Origin of the sequence: Kitasatospora sp. NPDC004614 (assembly GCF_042873675.1) — a bacterium.
Lineage (GTDB): Bacteria > Actinomycetota > Actinomycetes > Streptomycetales > Streptomycetaceae > Kitasatospora.
The window spans coordinates 898254-915186 of the sequence record NZ_JBIALR010000001.1; the positions used below are offsets into that span (position 1 = coordinate 898254).

The following is a 16933-nucleotide window of genomic DNA, read 5'->3' on the forward strand; positions in this document are numbered from 1 at the left end:
ATCCCGCCAAAGCGCAGATCACGGCCAAGAGGGACCCGAGCAGGGCCGCACCCCGGGGCAGCCGCCGCGAGCCGGGCACCGGCGGAGGCGGTGGGGCGGGGGTGCTCGGCCCCGCTCCGCCAGTGTCGTCCGTCCCCTCCTTGCCCGATGCCAGACGGGCGCGTGCCTCCAGCCAAGCGCCCGGAGGTCCCTGGTGACCGCAGGCGAGAAGGAACGCCCGCAGCACTTCGGGCCTGGGTAGTTGGTCATGGCGCAGAATGGCGGCCACCGTGCTGCGCGGGAGCGTCTCGCCGAGTTCGGCGGCGCGGTTCTCCAGCGCGCGATAGGTGAGTCCGGACCGTTCCCGTAACTCCCGCAGCAGCGCGACGAATTGAGCCGCGTTGTGGGCACGGGCCGGATCGGGGGGTGGCGGCGGAGAGCTCATCCCGCGATTCTCGCCAAGCCACTGCGGGCGGCACCACCGGGATTTGAGTCGTTCATGACCGGCGATCCCGGGGTGGGTGCTTCCATGCCACCAGGTGTGGGCGACTCGGCCTGCCGCTGCGTGTCCGTCCTGGACGGTTCGGACACCGCTGGTCAGGGGCCGGGCGGCTGTCCACGGGTGTCCGGGACGGCTATCTCCTTGCCCGGTCGCTCCGGTGGGTGGTGGAGTTCGAACCGCTCGGCCCCCGGCCGTTCCGCCACGAGCGGTTCGGGCCGAGGACCGGGCCGTGTACCGGGTTCGCCCGGGCCTGGCCATCCGTCACACCGCGAGGAGTTCACGATGATCAACCTCAAGCACGCGGCCGTCGGCGTCGCCGTCGTCAGCAGCGTCGTCCTGGGCGCTGCGGGCACCGCGAATGCCGCGAGCTGGATCACCCTGCGTTCGGGGATCAGCCTCAGCACCTGCGAGGCCGAGAAGAACGGTGCCACCCAGCCGGTCCGCTGCATCGAGTCCCCGGTGGGCAGCGGCAAGTACAAGTTCCAGGTGTGGGCCTGAGCGGCGTGCCCCGGCGGGCCGGTCGGCAGCTGCCGGCCGGCCCGCAACTCCCCGGTCGGGTCGAGCGCACCAGCAAAGCGGTGCACCAGCCGGGTGCCGGCCTCCGGGCACCACCTACTGGTTCACCACGATCGGCGGGCTTGGACGACTCCGGGCCCGCCTCGCATGGAGCCGGGCGAACCGGGACGTGGTCGATCGGGCGGGCTGAACTCGCGGTGCCGGTTGCCGGGTTGGGTCGGCGTCCGCTTTGGCGTACGGGCTCAGTCCCGGGCGGCGATCCTGGCGAGGGTCGCAGATCAGGTCGAGCCCCGGCACGGACAGTGCGCAGACCGTCCCCTCGGGCGGGTAGAGCGCCTCGGCCAGTGCCCACGGCTCGTCGTTGCCCGCGTCGAGGCGGTGGCCCGGGCGTATCCGGGCGAGCAGTGTGGCGGCCTGGTCGAGGTCAGGGGCCGGTGCGTCTTGGAGTACGTCGGCGATGGCGGCTTCCGCGTAGGCCAGCAGTGCGGTCTTCGCTCCCATGTGGCCCGTCCTGTTGGCTTCGGCCGGAGGCTACTGGCCGGCACGGACAGTTGGACGGTCGGGCGTCGAGTTCAGGGGCCGGGGCCGGGCGCTGTGCTCGGATCCGCGCGGCAGCGGAGGGGCAGGGGCGGGCCGAGTGGAACTCGAGGGGCCGGACATGGAGTTGAGGCGAGGCCCCGGTTCCTCCCGGGTGGTCACCCGGGCGAGGCGGGCAGCCGTTCGGGATGGCGTCCGGTTCGTGACGGTCTGTCAGGTGGGGGTGTTCGGAGTGTGAGGCATCCCTCTCCTGTCGTCGTGGCGCCGGTGGCCCGGGAAGGTTGACCATGGAGGAATGACCTCTTCGCATGACGGTGACCGACCGGATCCGACCGACGGTGCTCCCGCCCGTGGGTACCTGCTGGACAACGCGCGGGTGGAGGCGGGTGAGCGATTCGTGTGGTTGGCCGAGCTGTTCGACGGTGTGACGCGCGGGCACTTCGCGCGGCTGGGGATCGGGGCCGGGTCGCGTTGCTGGGAGGTGGGGGCGGGTGGCCCGGGTATTCCGGAGGCGCTTGCGGCGGCTGTCGGGCCGACCGGGTACGTGCTGGCCACGGACATCGACCCGTCGTGGCTGAAGGACGGCAAGGGGTACGAGGTGCGTCGGCACGACGTCGTCGCCGATCCGGCGCCGGAGCCGGGGACGTTCGATCTGGTGCACGCCCGGCTCGTGCTGGTCCATCTGCCGGACCGGGCCCGGGCGTTGGCCACCATGGTGGCGGCATTGCGGCCCGGCGGCTGGCTGCTGATCGAGGACGCCGACACGGCCCTTCAGCCGCTGGCATGCCTGGACGACAGCGGTCCTGCGCAGCGGCGGGCCAACCGGCTGCGCGGCGGGGTCCGGGAGTTGCTGTCGGGTCGCGGTGCGGACCTGAGCTTCGGGCGGACGCTGCCGCGGATACTGCGTGAGGCCGGGTTGGTGGACGTGGCTGCTGCGGGCACGTTCCCGGTCGGTGGGCCGGCCTGCAACCGGCTGGAGGCGGCGACCATTCGGCACGTGCGCGGCGAGCTGCTCGCGGCCCGCCTGGCCGACGACGCGGAGATCGACGCGCACCTGGCCTCCATCGAAGCGGGCGAACTCGACCTGACGCTGGCGCCGTTGATCTCGGCCTGGGGGCGTCGTCCGGTCGAGGGCTGAGGACTCTGCGGCGGCCGGGCAGGTGGGCCAGGTCGGTTAGGTCGGCCAGGTCGGCCAGGTCGGTGGGGGGCAGTTCCCGCAGGCCTGCCAGGACCCAGTGCACCATGCGGCCATGGTGGTGGGGCCCACGCCGCGCGTCATGAGTACGGGTACTCATCGCGGAGCCGGTCCTGGCCGGGCGCGAACACGCGCCCGGCCAGGGGGAGTTGTCAGTGCGGTGTGCGGATGGCGTCGATGATGCGGGTCCAGTTGTCGCTGCCGTGGCCGCGGTCGATGGCGTGCCGGTAGTGGGCCTGGACGGCCAGCGGGAGGGCGAGGTCGAGGCCGAGGGCGGTGCTGGTCTCGACGATGTGGTCGGCGGTGGCGCCCATCATGGTGACGGTGCTGAGGTGGCCGGGGTGTTCGCCCGCGTCGAGGGCCGTGCCGGGGGTCGCTTCGACGGCCCGCAGGATCGCGCCGGTCTGGTCGGCGGAGGCGAGCAGTTCGGGCAGCGCCTCGGCGGCCTTCATGCCGGCCGTGCCGAGCATCGCGGTGGCGTGCATCAGGGCGGACAAGGTGCCGAGGAACACGGCGAGTTGGGCCTGGTACATCATCTGGGCGAGGCCCGGGTCGGTGCCGAGGTACCTGGGTGTTCCGAGCAGTTCCAGCACGGCCGTGTGGCGTTCCATCAGCTGCGGGTCGCCGCTGTAGTAGACGTGGGCCGCCGGTGTGCCGACCATCGGTGCGGGGACCATGACGCCGCCGGTGAGGAAGTTCGCGCCGTGCTCGGCCGCCCAGGTGGCCGCCTCGCGGGAGCGGTCGGGGGTGTCGGAGCTGAGGTTGACCAGGGTGCGGCCGGCGAGCGCGGGGGTGGCGTCGTCGAGGATGTCGTGCATCGCCCGGTAGTCGGTGAGACTGAGGACGGTGAGGTCGCTCGCCTGCACCGCTTCGGCGGGCGTCGCGGCGAGAGTGGCCCCGGCGGCGATCAGGTCGGCGGCGCGGGCGGGGGTGCGGTTCCAGACCGTGACGGGGTGGCCGGCGGCGAGGAGGGTGCGGGTCATGGCCTGGCCCATCGGGCCGAGTCCGATCACGGTGACTGCGCTGAGCTTCTGGTGTTCGTTCACCCCTCCATGCTCGGAGAGCGCCGCTACTCTCGGAAGTACCCACTATTTTCTGCGGTACTTACCTTTTAGTAAGGGGAGTTGGCGATGGCCAAGGCACCACGACGGGGCCCGTACATCTGTGGCATCGACGCCGCGCTCGACGTGGTGAGCGGCAAGTGGAAGGGCCTCATCCTCTGGGAGCTGGACACCCACGGAGTGCGCCGCTTCGCCGAACTCCGGCGCGCGCTACCGGGGGTGAGCGAGAAGATGCTGACGCAGCACCTGCGCGAACTGGAGGAGGACGGGCTGGTCCACCGCGAGGTGTACGCCCAGGTGCCGCCCCGGGTGGAGTACTCGCTGACCGAGGACGGACGCACCCTCAACCGCGCGCTCGGGCCGCTCGGCGCGTGGGGGACGGAGCGGGTGCGCCGTGAAGGCCTCGGGACGGTTGAGGTTCCGGCGTCCGGTCAGCAGTGAGGCCCGCGGCCGTCAGCGTTCGTCCGGGGGGAGGAGGAGGACGGCGAGGGCCCGGGCGCAGGTGTGGGCCTGGGCGAGGGTGTGGGGGAGGGTGTGGAGGGTGAGGTGGGCGGGGGTGGAGCGGAGGGCGAGGGCGAAGCGGGCCGTGGCGGTGGCGTCGAGGACGGGGACGGCGAGGGTGCGGATGCCGGGGGCGGATTCGCCGTCGTTGAGGGCGTAGCCGCGTTCGCGGGTGAGGGCGAGTTCGGCGTCGAGGGCGGCGGGGTCGGTGAGGGTGCGGTCGGTGTAGGCGGGGAGCGGTCCGGGCAGCGGGCTCTCGGTGGGGGAGGGCCAGGCGAGCAGCACCTTGCCGAGGGCGGTGGAGTGCAGCGGGCGGCGCAGGCCGAGGCCGGTGGAGGGCAGGACGGAGCCGCCGACCAGGATGACGGCGTGCGGGCCGGAGCGGATGGCGAGGTCGGCGGTGGCGCCGGTGCGGCGGGCGAGCTGGTCGAGTTCGGGGCCGGCCAGGTGCAAGCCGCGCTGGTGGAAGGTGAGTTGGCCGAGTTCGGCGACGGCCGGGCCGAGCCGGTAGCGGGCGGTGCGCTCGTCCTGGTCGAGGAAGCCGGTGACGACCAGGGTGCGGGCCAGGCGGTGCGCGGTGGAGACGGACAGGCCCATCCGGCGGGCGAGTTCGGAGGCGCTGAGGTCGGGGCCGTTGTCGTGGAAGCAGTGCAGCAGCCCGAGTGCTCGGTGCACTGCCTGGGCGCCGGCCGGTGGTGACTGGAGGGTTCCGGGGCTGGCGGGCATTGCGCACCTCTTCGGGAGTGGCTCATATGGGGTCAACTGCGGTGGGATTTCCAGGATATGGGTGTGATCGCGAACAGAGCATGTCGGCGGTGTTGCGGCAGCGCACCCTCGCGTGAACGGATGATCCCATCATTTGGCAAGGCTTGATCCGGGACCTGACCCCGTGGAACGCTCGACGCATCGGTGAACATCGGTAGCCACCGGCCCGGTGGGCCGGTCCGACAGGAGGGAGCGCGCCGTGGGCATAGACCGGCTGCGCTCCCGCTGTTGTCGCTGAGCACCCTCCTCAACTCCCTTTTCCCGTCGTGCTGTTCCCACTGTGTGGGATGCCTGTGCGTTCTCTTAGATTTCCGGAGCCCCGCCATGAGCCCCGTACCCGCCGTTTCCGGCACGCCCCCGTACCCCGACACCCTGTGGTTCACCCGCTGCCCGGTGCCCACCGCCACCGGCATCGCCGCCGACCGCGGCTGGCTGGCCGAGGAGTTCGCGGCCGACGGCATCGAGGTGCGTTCCCTGCAGGACGCGCCGCCCGAGGTCGCCGCCGACCACCACTACACGCACGCGCTGCCCGCGCTGTTCCGCGAGGGTGGCAACGTGCCTGCGCTGTGGGCCCGTTCGCGTGGTGAGCGGACCCGGCTGATCGGCCTCACCTGGATCGAGGAGCGTCAGACGATTCTGGTTCGGGAGAGCGGTGGGATTCGCTCGGCCGAGCAGCTGCGGGGCGCCCGGCTCGCGGTGCCCCGGCACTCGATCGGCATCGACTTCTGGCGGGCGATGGCCCTGGCCGGCCACCACGGCGCCCTGAAGTCGGCGCAACTCGGCTGGGAAGACGTCGAGTTGACGGAGGTGTCGGCGGAGCCCGGCGGTGAGCAGTGGGCGGCCGAGCTGGCGGCGCTGCGGGACGGCCGGGTGGACGCGGTGTACGTGAAGGGCGCGTTCGCCGTGGAAGCCGCCCGCCGGTACGGCGCGGTGCCCGCCGTGGAGCTGGACGCGCTCGCCGACCGCCGCCACCGGGTCAACAACGGCACCCCGCGGCCGATCACCGTGCACCAGCAACTCCTGGACGAGCACCCCGAGTTGGTGGCCCGGTTCGTCGCCGTGCTGCTGCGCGCCGCCGACTGGGCGGCCGGGCAGCCGGACGAGGTGGCGCGCATCCTCGGGGCCGAGACCGGCGCGGGCCCGGAGGGCGTCGCCGGGGCTTACGCCGGGGGCGGACACCGCACCCTGCACCTGGACCTGTCCGCCGAGCGCCTCGACCTGATCGCCCAGCAGGAGCGGTTCCTGCACGCCCACGGCTTCCTCGTCGACCGGGTGGACGTCCACGCCTGGGCCGACCCCGCCCCGCTGGCCGCCGCCCGCGCGGCCCTGCTCGCCACCGACGCCAGCACCTGAAGCCCGAAGCCCGTTCCTGAAGCCCTCGTTCGCCGAAGTCCGACCTTCCCCGACTCACCTGTGATCCAAGAGGAGAGACCCATGCGCAGCACCATTTCGCGCACCCCCGTCGCCGTCGCCGTCACCGCAGCTGCCGCCCTCGCCCTGACCGCCTGCGGCTCGTCCGGGTCGGAGGCGGGCAGGAGCGCTGACGGCAAGGGCGGCGAGGTGGTGCTCCGGGTGCCCGACCCCGGGAACTCCGGGTTCCTGGCGAAGGGGAAGAAGGACGGGTCGCTGGACCGGGCGCTGGAGGCCGTGCACGCCAGGGTGGTGTGGACGGGCAGCGCCGGGCCGTTCGCGCCGGCCGCGCAGGCGCTGAACGCGGACCAACTGGACGTCGCGCAGGGCTCGATCACCTCCGCGATCACCGCGCTCGCCCAGAAGCCCGGCTTCAAGCTGTTCGCGCAGCTCGAGCCCGACCAGGCCGGCGAAGGAATCCTGGTGAAGAACGGCTCGCCGATCAAGGAGGTCAAGGACTTGATCGGCAAGAAGGTCGCGGTCTCCCAGGGCGGCACCTCCGAGTACCTGCTGCTGAAGGCGCTGGAGAAGAACAACATCCCGGCCGACCAGGTGCAGCGGGTCTACCTGCGCGCCGACCAGACCTCCGGCGTCTTCAACTCCGGCCAGGTGGACGCCTGGGCGACCTGGGGGACGTTCTCCATCCCGGCGATCGCCAACACGGGTGCACACTTCCTGGTGGACGGCAAGGCCGTCGGCAGTGACAACTACGCGGTGTGGGCGGCCCGTTCGGGCTTCGCCGAGCAGCACCCCGAGGTGCTGAAGGCGTTCTACGGCTACCTGCACGAGAACGGCGCGAAGGAGAAGGCCGACCCCGCCGCCTACTTGAACGTGTTCACCGACGCGGGCCCGACCGCCGTCAGCCCGGCCGAGCAGCAGGTCGCCGTCGAGTTCGGCAAGCAGCGCGCCGTGGACTCGCCGATCACCGAGGCGGACATCGCTCGGTTCGGTGTGGTCGCCGCGTTCTACGCCGACCAGGGCGTCACCAAGTCGAAGGTGGACGTCAAGCCCTACCTGATCGACATCAACTCCCTTGGCGGAGCGGCTTCCGGAGCGGCTTCCGGCGCGGTTTCCGGAGAAGCTTCCGGCGCGGCTTCCGGAGCGGCGAAGTGACCGCCGCGGCCGTCACCGCCGAGCAGGCGCGGGCCGCCGGGCTGGAAGCCCCGCGCGCCCGGACCACCGCCGACCGCCCGCGCGGCGTCTCGCTCGCCCTGCGCACCCTCGGCCCGCTCGCGCTGCTGGCCGCCTGGCAGGTCTCCTCCGCGACCGGCGTGCTCACCCCCGACGTGCTCGCCTCGCCCGGCCAAGTCGTCCAGGCGGTGGGCGAGTTGTGGGGCAACGGGCAGCTGGCCGCCGCGCTGTCCACCTCGCTGACCAGGGCCGCGCTCGGCCTGCTGTTCGGGGCGGGCACCGGGCTGGTGCTCGGAGTGGTCACCGGATTCTTCCGGCTCGGCGAGGAGTTGCTCGACTCCGCCGTCCAAGTGCTGCGCACCGTCCCGTTCCTGGCGCTGGTGCCGCTGTTCATGGTGTGGTTCGGCATCACCGAGACCGCTAAGGTCGCGCTGATCGGCGTCGCCACGTCCTTCCCGATGTACGTCTCCACCTCCGGCGGCGTGCGCAACACCGACCGCAAACTCGTCGAGGCGATGCGCAGCTTCGGACTGTCGCGCTGGGCGATTGTCCGCGAGGTCGTTCTGCCCGGTGCGCTGCCCGCGCTGCTGTCCGGACTGCGGCTGTCGATGACGCTCAGCGTGATCGCGCTGATCGCCGCCGAGGAGATCAACTCCACTGAGGGAATCGGCTACTTGATGGCCCAGGCGCAGAACTTCTCGCGCACCGACGTGCTCGCCGTGTGCATCCTGATCTACGGCCTGCTGGGCTTGGCCGCCGACGGCGCCGTGCGCGTCCTCGAGCGGGTGCTGATGCCGTGGCGTCCGGTCAACGGGCGGGCGGGTGCCGGGCGATGACCACTCCGGCTGTTCATGTCCGGGGTCTGCGACGGGTGTTCGGCACCCGGGCCGTCCTGGACGGCATCGACCTGGACATCGCCCGCGGCGAATTCCTCGCCCTGCTCGGCGCGTCCGGCACCGGAAAGACCACGCTGCTGCGGATCCTCGGCGCACTCGACCGGGCCGACGAGGGCACCGTCCTGGTGCCGCCCGCGCGGACGGTGGTCTTCCAGGAACCGCGGCTGATCCCTTCCAAGCGCGTCCTCGGCAACGTCACCATCGGCCTGCCGCGCGGCACCGACACCCGGGAGACCGGGCGGCGGGCACTCGCCGAAGTCGGCCTCGCCGGCCACGCCGACGCCTGGCCCAGCACCCTGTCCGGCGGCGAGGCGCAGCGCGCCGCGCTCGCCCGGGCCCTCGTGCGCGAACCCCAACTGCTGCTGCTGGACGAGCCGTTCGCCGCCCTGGACGCACTCACCCGGCTGCGCATGCAGGACCTGGTCGGCGACCTGTGCCGCCGACACCGCCCCGCCGTGCTGCTGGTCACGCACGACGTGGACGAGGCGATCCGCCTCGCCGACCGGGTGGCCGTGCTGCGCGACGGCGCACTCGTGCGGGACGAGACGGTCGCCGTCGAACGCCCTCGCGACCCCGCCGACCCCGCCTTCGCGACGCTGCGCCGCGACCTGCTCGCCGACCTCGGCGTGCACCAGGACGCCAAGGCAGAAGCCCACAGTTTCGACTGACGCCCCGTCAGCCACAGAGAAAGAGTTTTCATCCATGACCGTCACCGTCGGTGTGCACCGCTCCAACCCGTCCCTCTACCACCTGGCCCGACTCGACTACCTCCAGCAGGAGTTGGCGCCGCTCGGCGAGACCGCCGAGTTCCACCACTACGCCGACGGCACGAAGACCGGCGGCTACCTGGCGGACGGCACCATCGACTTCGGCGGGACGGGATCCACCCCGCCGATCACCGCGCAGGCCGCCGGGCACGACATCGTGTACACGGCGGTGTCCGCGCCCCGGCCCGACCACGGGGCGCTGCTGGTCGCCGCCGACGGCCCGATCGCCTCGGTCGCCGACCTGAAGGGCACCACCGTGGTGCTCGCCGTCGGCTCCTGGCAGACCCACCTGCTCGCCAAGGCCCTGCACCAGCACGGGCTTTCGTACCGCGACGACCTCACCGCCGAACGCCCCGCGGGCGACGAGGCCGAGCGGCTGCGCAGCGGCGCCATCGCCGGCTGGATCGCGCAGGGCGCGGAACTCGCCGCCGCCCGCCGCACCGGCGGGTTCCGCGAACTGATCCGCACCACGGACGTGATCACCGACCGCTCGGTGTTCTTCGCCCGCCGTGAACTCGCCGTCCAGCGGCCCGAGGTGGTGGCCGCGATCGTCACCGCCCTTCAGCGCGCCGACCACTGGGCCGCCGCCCACCCCGAGGAGGCGGCCGCGATCGCCGCCGCCGACCAGGGCGGAGAGGCGGTCGACTGGCACGCCGCGCTGAGCGCGCTGCCCTGGCAACTGGAGCCCGCCACCGCCGAGTTCGTCGCCGAGCAGCAGGAAGCCGCCGACATCTTCCACCGGGTCGGCTTCATCGACCGGCCCGTCACCGTCGCCGACATCCACCTGCCCGCCCTGGAGCAGCCGGTCGCCGAAGCCATCGCCCGCGCCGCGAACTCCCGCGCCGCGAACTCCCACGCCGCGAACTCCCACGCCGCGAACTCCCACGCCGCGAACTCCCACGCGGCGAACTCCCACGCCACGAACTCCCGCGCCACGAAGGGGAACTGACCGCCATGGCCACCGAAGTCCTGTGGTACCTCATCCCCCGCGAGGGCCACTACCCGTGGGAGCCCGAGGGCCGCCGGCCGGTCGACCTCGGCTACCTCCAGCACCTCGCCGCCACCGTCGAACGACTCGGCTACACCGGCGCGTTGCTCGCCACCGACCAGTACGACGTGTGGGCGCTCGGCTCCGCGCTCGCCGCCGCCACCGGCCCCGGCTTCCAGCCCCTACTTGCTGTTCACCCCGGGCTGATCTCGCCCACCCTGCTCGCCAAGATGGCGCTGTCCTTCGAGCACCTGCACGGCGCCGGCCGGCTGCGCTTCAACGTGGTCAACGGCTCCACCAACCAGCTGCGCGAGTACGGGCTGCACGTCGAGCACGACGACCGCTACCGGCTGTCCGCCGAGTACTGGGGCCTGGTCAAGCGCCTCACCAGCGGCGAAGTCTTCGACCACGAAGGCGAGTTCTACCAGCTGAAGAACGCCGGTGCGTCGCTGCGCGACCTGCCGCCGCTGCGCGAGGGCCACATACCGCTCTGGTTCGGCGGATCCTCTCCGGCCGGCATCGAGGTCGCCGCCGAACACGTCGACGTGTACCTCACCTGGGGCGAACCCCCGCACCTGCTCAGGGAGAAGCTCGACCTGGTCCGCGAACGCGCCGCCGCGCACGGCCGCACCCTGCGGCTCGGCCTGCGGCTGCACCTGATCGTCCGCGACACCGAGGAACAGGCCTGGGCCGCCGCCGACCGCCTGCTCGACGTCACCAGCCAGGCCACCTACGCCCGCCAACTCGGCGGCACGCAGGGCGAGGACGGCGTGGGCTGGCAGCGGCAGTTCCGCCAGCACGGCGGCCGGGTGCCCGCCCGCGCCCGCGAGTTGGAGACCCATCCCAACCTGTGGCCAGGGATGAGCCTGTTCCGGCCCGGGCCCGGCACCGCCGTGGTCGGCTCCACCGAGCAGGTCGTCGAACGGCTCCGGGAATTCAAGGAGTTGGGCGTCGCCACGTTCATCCTGTCCGGCAACCCGCTGCTGGAGGAGGCCTACCGGGTCGCCGAGACCGTGCTGCCGCAGCTGCACTGACACCGCACGGGTGGGCGGCCGACTCTCCCCGGCCGCCCACCGTCAGGCCTCAGCCGATCAGCCGGTCGATCTCCGCCAGCTCCGCGGCGGTCAGCGGGCCGGCCGCCAGCGCGTCCAGGTTCTGGTCCAGCTGCCGCACACTCGACGCGCCGACGATCACCGACACCACCCGTTCGTCCCGCAGCACCCAGGACAGCGCCAGCTGCGCCAGGCTCTGACCGCGGCCCTCCGCGACCTTCGCCAGCGCCCGCAGCTGCGCCAACTTCCCCTCCGTCAGCGCCTCCTGCTTCAGGAAGTGCCCCACCGACATCCGCGAACCCGCCGGCACCTCGCCGCTCAGGTAGCGGTCGGTCAGCAGACCCTGCGCCAGCGGCGAGTACGCGATCAGCGCCGTCTGCGTCTCGCCCACCGCGTCCAGCAGCCCCTGCTCCGGCTCGCGGTTCAGCATCGAGTAGCTGGCCTGGTTCAGCAGACACGGCGTACCCAGCTCGCGCAGGATCGCCACCGCCTCGCGGTGCTGCTCCGCCGGGTAGTTGGAGATCGCCGCGTACAGCGCCCGGCCTGAGCGGACCGCCGTGTCCAGCGCCCCCATCGTCTCCTCCAGCGGAGTCGTCGGGTCCCAGCGGTGCGAGTAGAAGACGTCGACGTAGTCCAGACCCATCCGCTCCAGCGACTGGTCCAGGCTCGCCAGCAGGTACTTGCGCGAGCCGCCGTCGCCGTACGGGCCCGGCCACATGTCCCAGCCCGCCTTCGACGCGATGAACATCTCGTCCCGGTACGGGCGGAAGTCCTGCGCGAACAGGTAACCGAAATTGCGCTCCGCACTGCCGTACGGCGGGCCGTAGTTGTTCGCCAGGTCGAAGTGCGTCACGCCCCGGTCGAACGCCCGGCGCAGCACCGCGCGCTGCACCTCCAGGGGCTGGGAGTCACCGAAGTTGTGCCACAGGCCGAGCGAGACGGCGGGCAACTGCACGCCGCTGCGCCCGGCGCGGCGGAAAGTCATCGAGGCGTAGCGGTCGTCCGCGGCGAGGTAGGTCATACCGGCATCCTGCCAGGTGAGCGCGGTGATGGGGACCAACGGCCCTCCCGTCGGGACCGGCCCCGACGTACCCTGAGCGGGCCTGACCAGCATCAGGAGGAACGCGACCAGCATGAGGAGGAAGCCGTGACGCTGCCGGACATCGCCACCCGGGCCGACCTGGAGTCCGCCCTGCGCCGCTTCTACGGTGCCGCGTTCGCCGACCCGCTGCTCGGCCCGATATTCACCGAGATCGCCCGCCTGGACCTCGAAACGCATTTGCCGCGGATCACCGATTTCTGGGAGAGCGCACTGCTGCGCACCGCCTCCTACCGGGGCAATGCGCTCGCGCCGCATGCCGCGCTGCACGCGATGAGTCCGCTCGATGCCGAACATTTCGGCCGGTGGGTCCAGCTCTGGCGCGCCACCCTGGACGGCCGCCACGCCGGCCCCGTCACGGAACGCGCCAAGGCCCAGGCCCAGCGGATCGCCGTCGCGATGATGCGCCGCCTCGGCGAGGGCGACACCGGAGGCGGCAGCGGCGGCTTCGTCCCGCTGTCCGCCGTCCGCCTCGCCTCCGGGGTGTGAGCGACTTTCGTGGTGCGGGCGACCGGCTGCCGGGGAGGTGTGGTGTGCCTCCGGTGAGCAGGTCGCTGTTGGTCGATGGCCTCCGACCGGGTTACCGCTGACGGGATTACTTCTGGCCCCAGGTCACGTCCCAGTCCGGGCCGCCGTGGTTCTCGTTCGGCGTGGAGACCGAGGCGCCGGTGGCGAGGGTGGCCGGGGCGGCGTGCGAGGACGGCGCGGAAGAGATTCCGATCAGCACGGCGATACCAGCGGAAAGCAGGCCGACGAAAGCGGTACGAGCGACACGGGTGGCGTTCACGGAAATCTCTTCTCTGTACGAAGTGCAGTGTGTGGTGAGTGAATTCCCCGGTGAATTGTGCGGGGAATTCGCTGTGTCGGATCCGGGTTTGGTCTTTCCTGCTCCCCTGCCGACGGGCACTACTTTGGCCCCCCGCCGGGGACGCAGGGAAGGGCTTGAGGGTGGACGGATCATGCAGTGGCACAAGTCGTCCACACCTCCCCCCTCTTCGCGGCACAGCCCGGCCGCTGGCGGCAGGGGTAAATCCGCAGGTGGGATGGGGTGTTGCGGGCGCCGCCGGGGCTTGGAGCCGACTTGGAGACCGCGGGCGGCCGCGCTTGGAGCGCAGGTGGTGGACGGTTCCGGACAGCCATCGCATAGGCTCGGCGCACGATGGTGCGGATCACTGTGCTCGGGGCACTCACGGCGCAAGTGGCGGGGGACGCAATCCGGTTGGGCGGCCCGCGCCAGCGCGCCGTGCTCGCCCGCCTGCTGGCCGCCCGCGGCGCGCCCGTCTCCGCCGACCGGCTGATCGACGACCTGTGGGACGGTGCCCCGCCCGCCAAGGCCGCCGTCTCGCTCCAGACGTACGTCTCCAACCTGCGCCGCCTGCTGGAACCCGCGCGCGGCCCCCGGCAGTCGCCGCGACTGCTGGTCAGCGCGGAACGCGGCTACGCGGTGCGCGAAGTGCACACCGACGCCGCCGAGTTCGAGACGCTGGTGGCGGCCGGGGAGCCGCGGCGGGCACTGGAACTGTGGCAGGGCACCGCGTACGGGGAGTTCGCGGACCGGCCGTGGGCCGCCACCGAGACCGCCCGGCTGGAAGAACTCCGCACCGGCGCCCGGGAGTCCGCGACCGCACGGGCACTGGGGGAGGGCCGCCTCGCGCTGGCCGTGCAGGACGCCACCGCACTGGTCGAGGAGCACCCGCTGCGCGAGGAGGGCTGGCGCCTGCTCGCCCTCGCCCTCTGGCACGCCGGACGCCAGGCCGAGGCCCTCACCGCCGTCCGCCGCGCCCGCACCCACCTCGCCACCGAACTCGGACTCGACCCCGGCCCGGCCCTCACAGAGCTCGAAACCGCCATCCTGCGCCAGCAGTTGGACCACCTCGCGCTGCCTGCCGGCCCGGCCGGGATCGCGCTGCCCGCCGCGCCGGAGCGCAGTATCGCGAGTCGCACCGGCGGGGTGTTCGTCGGACGCCTGGAGGAGCTGGCCGCGCTCCGGCGGGCCGCCGAGGCCGCGCGCGGCGGGGCCGGCTTCGCGCTGGTCAGCGGCGAGGCCGGAGCCGGAAAGTCCACCCTGCTGGGCCGGCTGACGGAGGAACTCCGCGGACACGGCTGGCGGGTGGTCACCGGCCGCTGCCCGGAGAGCGCCGGCGCCCCAGCCGCCTGGGCCTGGACCGAAGTACTGCGCGAACTCACCACACAGGAACCGGACCCCGCCGCCGACCCCGAACTCGCCCCGCTGCTCGCCGATCCGGAACCCGCCGCCCGTCAGGACGCGCTGTCCGGCCGGTTCCGCCTGCACCGCGCCGTCGTCGCACGCCTGCACGCCGCCGCCCGCAGCACCCCCCTCGCCGTCCTGCTCGACGACCTGCACGCCGCCGACCCCGAAACCCGCGAACTGCTCGGCGAACTCGCCGCTCACCATGCCCCCGGCGCCCCCGACGGCGGCCTGCTGGTGGTCGCCGCGCTGCGCCCCGGCGAGGGCGAACTCGCCGACGTACTCGCCCGGTTGGCCCGGCGCTCACCCACCCGGGTGCCACTCGGCGGTCTCGCCGAGGTTGACGCCGGACGGCTGATCGAAGCGGTCTGCGCCGCCCCCGTCCGCCCCGAAACCGTCCACGCGCTGGCCGAACGCACCGGCGGCAACCCGTTCTACCTCACCGAGAGCGCCCAACTGCTCGCCCTCGAGGACGAATCGACCGCACTGAAGCAGGTACCGCAGGGCGTCCGGGACGTCCTGCGGCGACGCTTCGAACGGCTGCCCGCACCCGCCGTCGACCTGCTGCGGCTGGCCGCCGTCGCCGGACGGGAGAGTGACGTCGACCTGCTGGTCCGGGCCGGCGAACAGGACGAGGACACCGCCACCGAGGCCGTCGAAGCGGCCGTCGCGGGCGGGCTGCTGCTCGAACCCCGGCCCGGTACCGTCCGGTTCGCCCACCTGCTGGTCCGCGACACCCTGTACGCGGACCTCGGCGGCCTGCGCCGGGCCCGCCTGCACGGCCGGATCGGACACGCCCTGCGCGAGCTGCGACCCGGCGAACTCGCCGCCCTCGCCCACCACTTCACCCAGGCCGCGACCACCGCCACCGCCGAACTCGCCGTCGAACACTGCGTCCGCGCCGCCGAGGCCGCCGAACGCCGCTACGCCCACCGCAGCGCCGTCACCCTGCTCCGGCAGGCCGTCGACAATCTGGAGCGCGCCGCCGAACAGCCAGGCGAGGACCGGGCCGCCCGCCGCATCGACCTGCTCGGCGCACTGCTGCGCGCCCAGGTCCGGGCCGGACAGGTCACCGACGCCGGAGCGACCAAAGCGCACGCCCTGCGGCTCGCCCGCGAATCCGGCCGCGAAGACCTGCTGATCGCCGCCTGGACCGCCTGGACCGAACCCACCCCCTGGGTCACCCACCCCTACGGCACCCTCGACCAGGACGCCATCGACACCCTCGGCCGGCTGCTGCGCCGCACCGACCTGCCGCCCGCCACCCAGTGCCGACTGCTCGACGCGCTCACCCACGAACTCGACTGCACCGGCTCGACCGCGGCCGTCGACGCAGCCACCCGCGCCGTCGCGCTGGCCCGCGCCGAGAACGACCCGCGCTTGCTGTGCCTCGCACTCGCCGCCCAGGCCCGCGCCTGCGACCACGAACTCGCCGCCGTGGACCGGCTCCACCTCGCCGAGGAGATCACCGCACTCGCCGTCGAACACGACCTGCCGGCCTACCGCTGGCACGCCGAACACCTCGCCGCCACCGCCGCCGCCGTCCGCGGCGACCTCCCCGCGCTGCGCCGCCACCTGACGGCCGGTGAGGAACTCGCCCAGCGCTACCGGCTGGTGGAACTCTCCGACGTGGTGCTGTGCCAGCGCGGCATGCTGGAACTCGCCGCCGACCGGGTCGAGGAGGCCACCGCCCTGTACGACCGGGCCGTGGCGAGCCTGCGGGCCCGCAGTTCGCTGCACGCCGACGCGCTCGACGCGCTGGTGCGGATCGTGATCGCCCACCGGCAGGGACGCCTCGCCGAGATGCTCCCGCTGATCGACCACCACCGCGCCGAGTACGGCCCGCTGGTCGCCGACGTCGCCGCGCTCGCCCTGCTCGCCGCCGGACGCCCCCGCGAGGAGGCCCGCGCGGCCCGCGCCGAGCGCCGCACCGTGCAGGCCGACTACTTCCGCTCGCTGTTCCTGGTGCTGCGGGCGGACGCCGCGATGGCCCTGGACGAGCACCAGGAGATGGCCGAACTCCTCGACGAGCTAAGGCCGTTCGCCGACCTGGTGGCCGGCGCCAGCTCCACCTCGATCGCCTCCCGCCCGGTCGCCCTCTCGCTCGGCGAACTCGCCTGCCGGCTCGGCCGCACCGCCGAGGCCGCCGAGCACTTTCGGCACGCCGCCGAAGTCGCCCGCCGCTGGGAGTCCCCGAGTTGGGAGGCCCAGGCGCGGGAAGGGCTCAGAGCGTTGGCTTGATGACGCTTTTCGGGCACATGGAAGATCGTCCGGACGATTTCCACGTCCCTACCAAGTGCACTCCAAGACGGCACTCCCACACTG

At 72.8% G+C, this 16933-nt stretch carries 16 protein-coding genes and 1 pseudogene; 11 read left to right on the forward strand and 6 right to left on the reverse strand.

Going from position 1 to position 16933, the window contains the following annotated elements; translation table 11 throughout:
• Positions 1 to 205: 205 nt before the first annotated feature.
• Positions 206 to 739: pseudogene (locus ACFYST_RS03865) on the reverse strand (multiprotein-bridging factor 1 family protein); the annotation flags it as partial.
• 24 nt (positions 740 to 763) lie between these two features.
• Between ACFYST_RS03865 and ACFYST_RS03870 the strand changes: the two are divergent.
• A complete protein-coding gene (locus ACFYST_RS03870) occupies positions 764 to 979 on the forward strand; it encodes a hypothetical protein (RefSeq protein WP_387859628.1) in 216 nt (71 codons plus the stop codon).
• Between the two features lie 114 nt (positions 980 to 1093).
• On the opposite strand, the gene ACFYST_RS03875 is transcribed toward ACFYST_RS03870, so the two are convergent.
• Positions 1094 to 1498, reverse strand: coding sequence for a DUF6928 family protein (locus ACFYST_RS03875; RefSeq protein ID WP_387859629.1), 405 nt, complete (start codon positions 1496 to 1498; stop codon positions 1094 to 1096).
• A gap of 331 nt (positions 1499 to 1829) precedes the next feature.
• On the opposite strand from ACFYST_RS03875, the gene ACFYST_RS03880 reads away from it, so the two are divergent.
• Positions 1830 to 2672 carry a methyltransferase domain-containing protein gene (locus ACFYST_RS03880; RefSeq protein ID WP_387859631.1) on the forward strand — a complete coding sequence of 281 codons (843 nt, stop codon included), beginning with the start codon at positions 1830 to 1832 and terminating at the stop codon, positions 2670 to 2672.
• Between the two features lie 209 nt (positions 2673 to 2881).
• On the opposite strand, the gene ACFYST_RS03885 is transcribed toward ACFYST_RS03880, so the two are convergent.
• Positions 2882 to 3775 carry an NAD(P)-dependent oxidoreductase gene (locus ACFYST_RS03885; protein ID WP_387859633.1) on the reverse strand — a complete coding sequence of 298 codons (894 nt, stop codon included), beginning with the start codon at positions 3773 to 3775 and terminating at the stop codon, positions 2882 to 2884.
• Between the two features lie 84 nt (positions 3776 to 3859).
• Here ACFYST_RS03885 and ACFYST_RS03890 point away from each other — a divergent pair, with 84 nt between their 5' ends.
• A complete protein-coding gene (locus ACFYST_RS03890; protein WP_387859635.1) occupies positions 3860 to 4231 on the forward strand; it encodes a winged helix-turn-helix transcriptional regulator in 372 nt (123 codons plus the stop codon).
• 12 nt (positions 4232 to 4243) lie between these two features.
• On the opposite strand, the gene ACFYST_RS03895 is transcribed toward ACFYST_RS03890, so the two are convergent.
• The gene (locus tag ACFYST_RS03895) at positions 4244 to 5017 is read right to left on the reverse strand and encodes an IclR family transcriptional regulator (RefSeq protein ID WP_387634742.1); all 774 of its coding nucleotides are present in this window, start codon (positions 5015 to 5017) and stop codon (positions 4244 to 4246) included.
• Positions 5018 to 5380: 363 nt separating this feature from the next.
• Here ACFYST_RS03895 and ACFYST_RS03900 point away from each other — a divergent pair, with 363 nt between their 5' ends.
• The 6 genes from ACFYST_RS03900 (at position 5381) to ACFYST_RS03925 (ending at position 11282) form a co-directional block, all read left to right on the forward strand.
• Positions 5381 to 6409 (forward strand): ABC transporter substrate-binding protein, encoded by a 1029-nt coding sequence (locus ACFYST_RS03900; protein WP_387859637.1) that lies wholly within the window; start codon positions 5381 to 5383, stop codon positions 6407 to 6409.
• Positions 6410 to 6490: 81 nt separating this feature from the next.
• A complete protein-coding gene (locus ACFYST_RS03905; protein ID WP_387859639.1) occupies positions 6491 to 7579 on the forward strand; it encodes an ABC transporter substrate-binding protein in 1089 nt (362 codons plus the stop codon).
• Entirely contained in the window at positions 7576 to 8433 is an 858-nt protein-coding gene (locus ACFYST_RS03910; RefSeq protein WP_387859640.1) for an ABC transporter permease, read from the forward strand. The genes ACFYST_RS03905 and ACFYST_RS03910 overlap by 4 nt, the downstream gene beginning before the upstream one ends.
• Positions 8430 to 9161, forward strand: coding sequence for an ABC transporter ATP-binding protein (locus tag ACFYST_RS03915; protein WP_387859642.1), 732 nt, complete (start codon positions 8430 to 8432; stop codon positions 9159 to 9161). Before ACFYST_RS03910 ends, ACFYST_RS03915 begins: the two co-directional genes overlap by 4 nt.
• Before the next feature lie 34 nt (positions 9162 to 9195).
• Positions 9196 to 10209, forward strand: a complete 1014-nt coding sequence (locus tag ACFYST_RS03920; RefSeq protein WP_387859644.1) for an ABC transporter substrate-binding protein — start codon at positions 9196 to 9198, stop codon at positions 10207 to 10209.
• Positions 10210 to 10214: 5 nt separating this feature from the next.
• Entirely contained in the window at positions 10215 to 11282 is a 1068-nt protein-coding gene (locus tag ACFYST_RS03925) for an LLM class flavin-dependent oxidoreductase (protein ID WP_387859646.1), read from the forward strand.
• A 49-nt stretch (positions 11283 to 11331) separates the two neighbouring features.
• Here ACFYST_RS03925 and ACFYST_RS03930 read toward each other — a convergent pair whose 3' ends face one another.
• Positions 11332 to 12321: an aldo/keto reductase gene (locus tag ACFYST_RS03930; protein WP_387859648.1), complete on the reverse strand. Its 990-nt coding sequence runs from the start codon at positions 12319 to 12321 to the stop codon at positions 11332 to 11334.
• 126 nt (positions 12322 to 12447) lie between these two features.
• Between ACFYST_RS03930 and ACFYST_RS03935 the strand changes: the two genes are divergently transcribed.
• Positions 12448 to 12888, forward strand: a complete 441-nt coding sequence (locus ACFYST_RS03935) for a group III truncated hemoglobin (protein ID WP_387634722.1) — start codon at positions 12448 to 12450, stop codon at positions 12886 to 12888.
• A 106-nt stretch (positions 12889 to 12994) separates the two neighbouring features.
• On the opposite strand, the gene ACFYST_RS03940 is transcribed toward ACFYST_RS03935, so the two are convergent.
• A complete protein-coding gene (locus tag ACFYST_RS03940) occupies positions 12995 to 13186 on the reverse strand; it encodes a hypothetical protein (RefSeq protein WP_387859649.1) in 192 nt (63 codons plus the stop codon).
• 372 nt (positions 13187 to 13558) lie between these two features.
• Between ACFYST_RS03940 and ACFYST_RS03945 the strand changes: the two genes are divergently transcribed.
• On the forward strand, positions 13559 to 16849 hold the full coding sequence (locus tag ACFYST_RS03945; protein ID WP_387859651.1) for a BTAD domain-containing putative transcriptional regulator: 3291 nt from the start codon (positions 13559 to 13561) through the stop codon (positions 16847 to 16849).
• The last annotated feature ends 84 nt before the right edge of the window (positions 16850 to 16933 follow it).

Coding starts and splice junctions, on each gene's coding strand:
- ACFYST_RS03870 (WP_387859628.1), top strand. CDS start 764: ATGATCAACCTCAAGCACGCGGCCGTCGGCGTCGCCGTCGTCAGCAGC.
- ACFYST_RS03875 (WP_387859629.1), bottom strand. CDS start 1,498: ATGGGAGCGAAGACCGCACTGCTGGCCTACGCGGAAGCCGCCATCGCC.
- ACFYST_RS03880 (WP_387859631.1), top strand. CDS start 1,830: ATGACCTCTTCGCATGACGGTGACCGACCGGATCCGACCGACGGTGCT.
- ACFYST_RS03890 (WP_387859635.1), top strand. CDS start 3,860: ATGGCCAAGGCACCACGACGGGGCCCGTACATCTGTGGCATCGACGCC.
- ACFYST_RS03895 (WP_387634742.1), bottom strand. CDS start 5,017: ATGCCCGCCAGCCCCGGAACCCTCCAGTCACCACCGGCCGGCGCCCAG.
- ACFYST_RS03900 (WP_387859637.1), top strand. CDS start 5,381: ATGAGCCCCGTACCCGCCGTTTCCGGCACGCCCCCGTACCCCGACACC.
- ACFYST_RS03905 (WP_387859639.1), top strand. CDS start 6,491: ATGCGCAGCACCATTTCGCGCACCCCCGTCGCCGTCGCCGTCACCGCA.
- ACFYST_RS03915 (WP_387859642.1), top strand. CDS start 8,430: ATGACCACTCCGGCTGTTCATGTCCGGGGTCTGCGACGGGTGTTCGGC.
- ACFYST_RS03920 (WP_387859644.1), top strand. CDS start 9,196: ATGACCGTCACCGTCGGTGTGCACCGCTCCAACCCGTCCCTCTACCAC.
- ACFYST_RS03925 (WP_387859646.1), top strand. CDS start 10,215: ATGGCCACCGAAGTCCTGTGGTACCTCATCCCCCGCGAGGGCCACTAC.
- ACFYST_RS03930 (WP_387859648.1), bottom strand. CDS start 12,321: ATGACCTACCTCGCCGCGGACGACCGCTACGCCTCGATGACTTTCCGC.
- ACFYST_RS03945 (WP_387859651.1), top strand. CDS start 13,559: ATGGTGCGGATCACTGTGCTCGGGGCACTCACGGCGCAAGTGGCGGGG.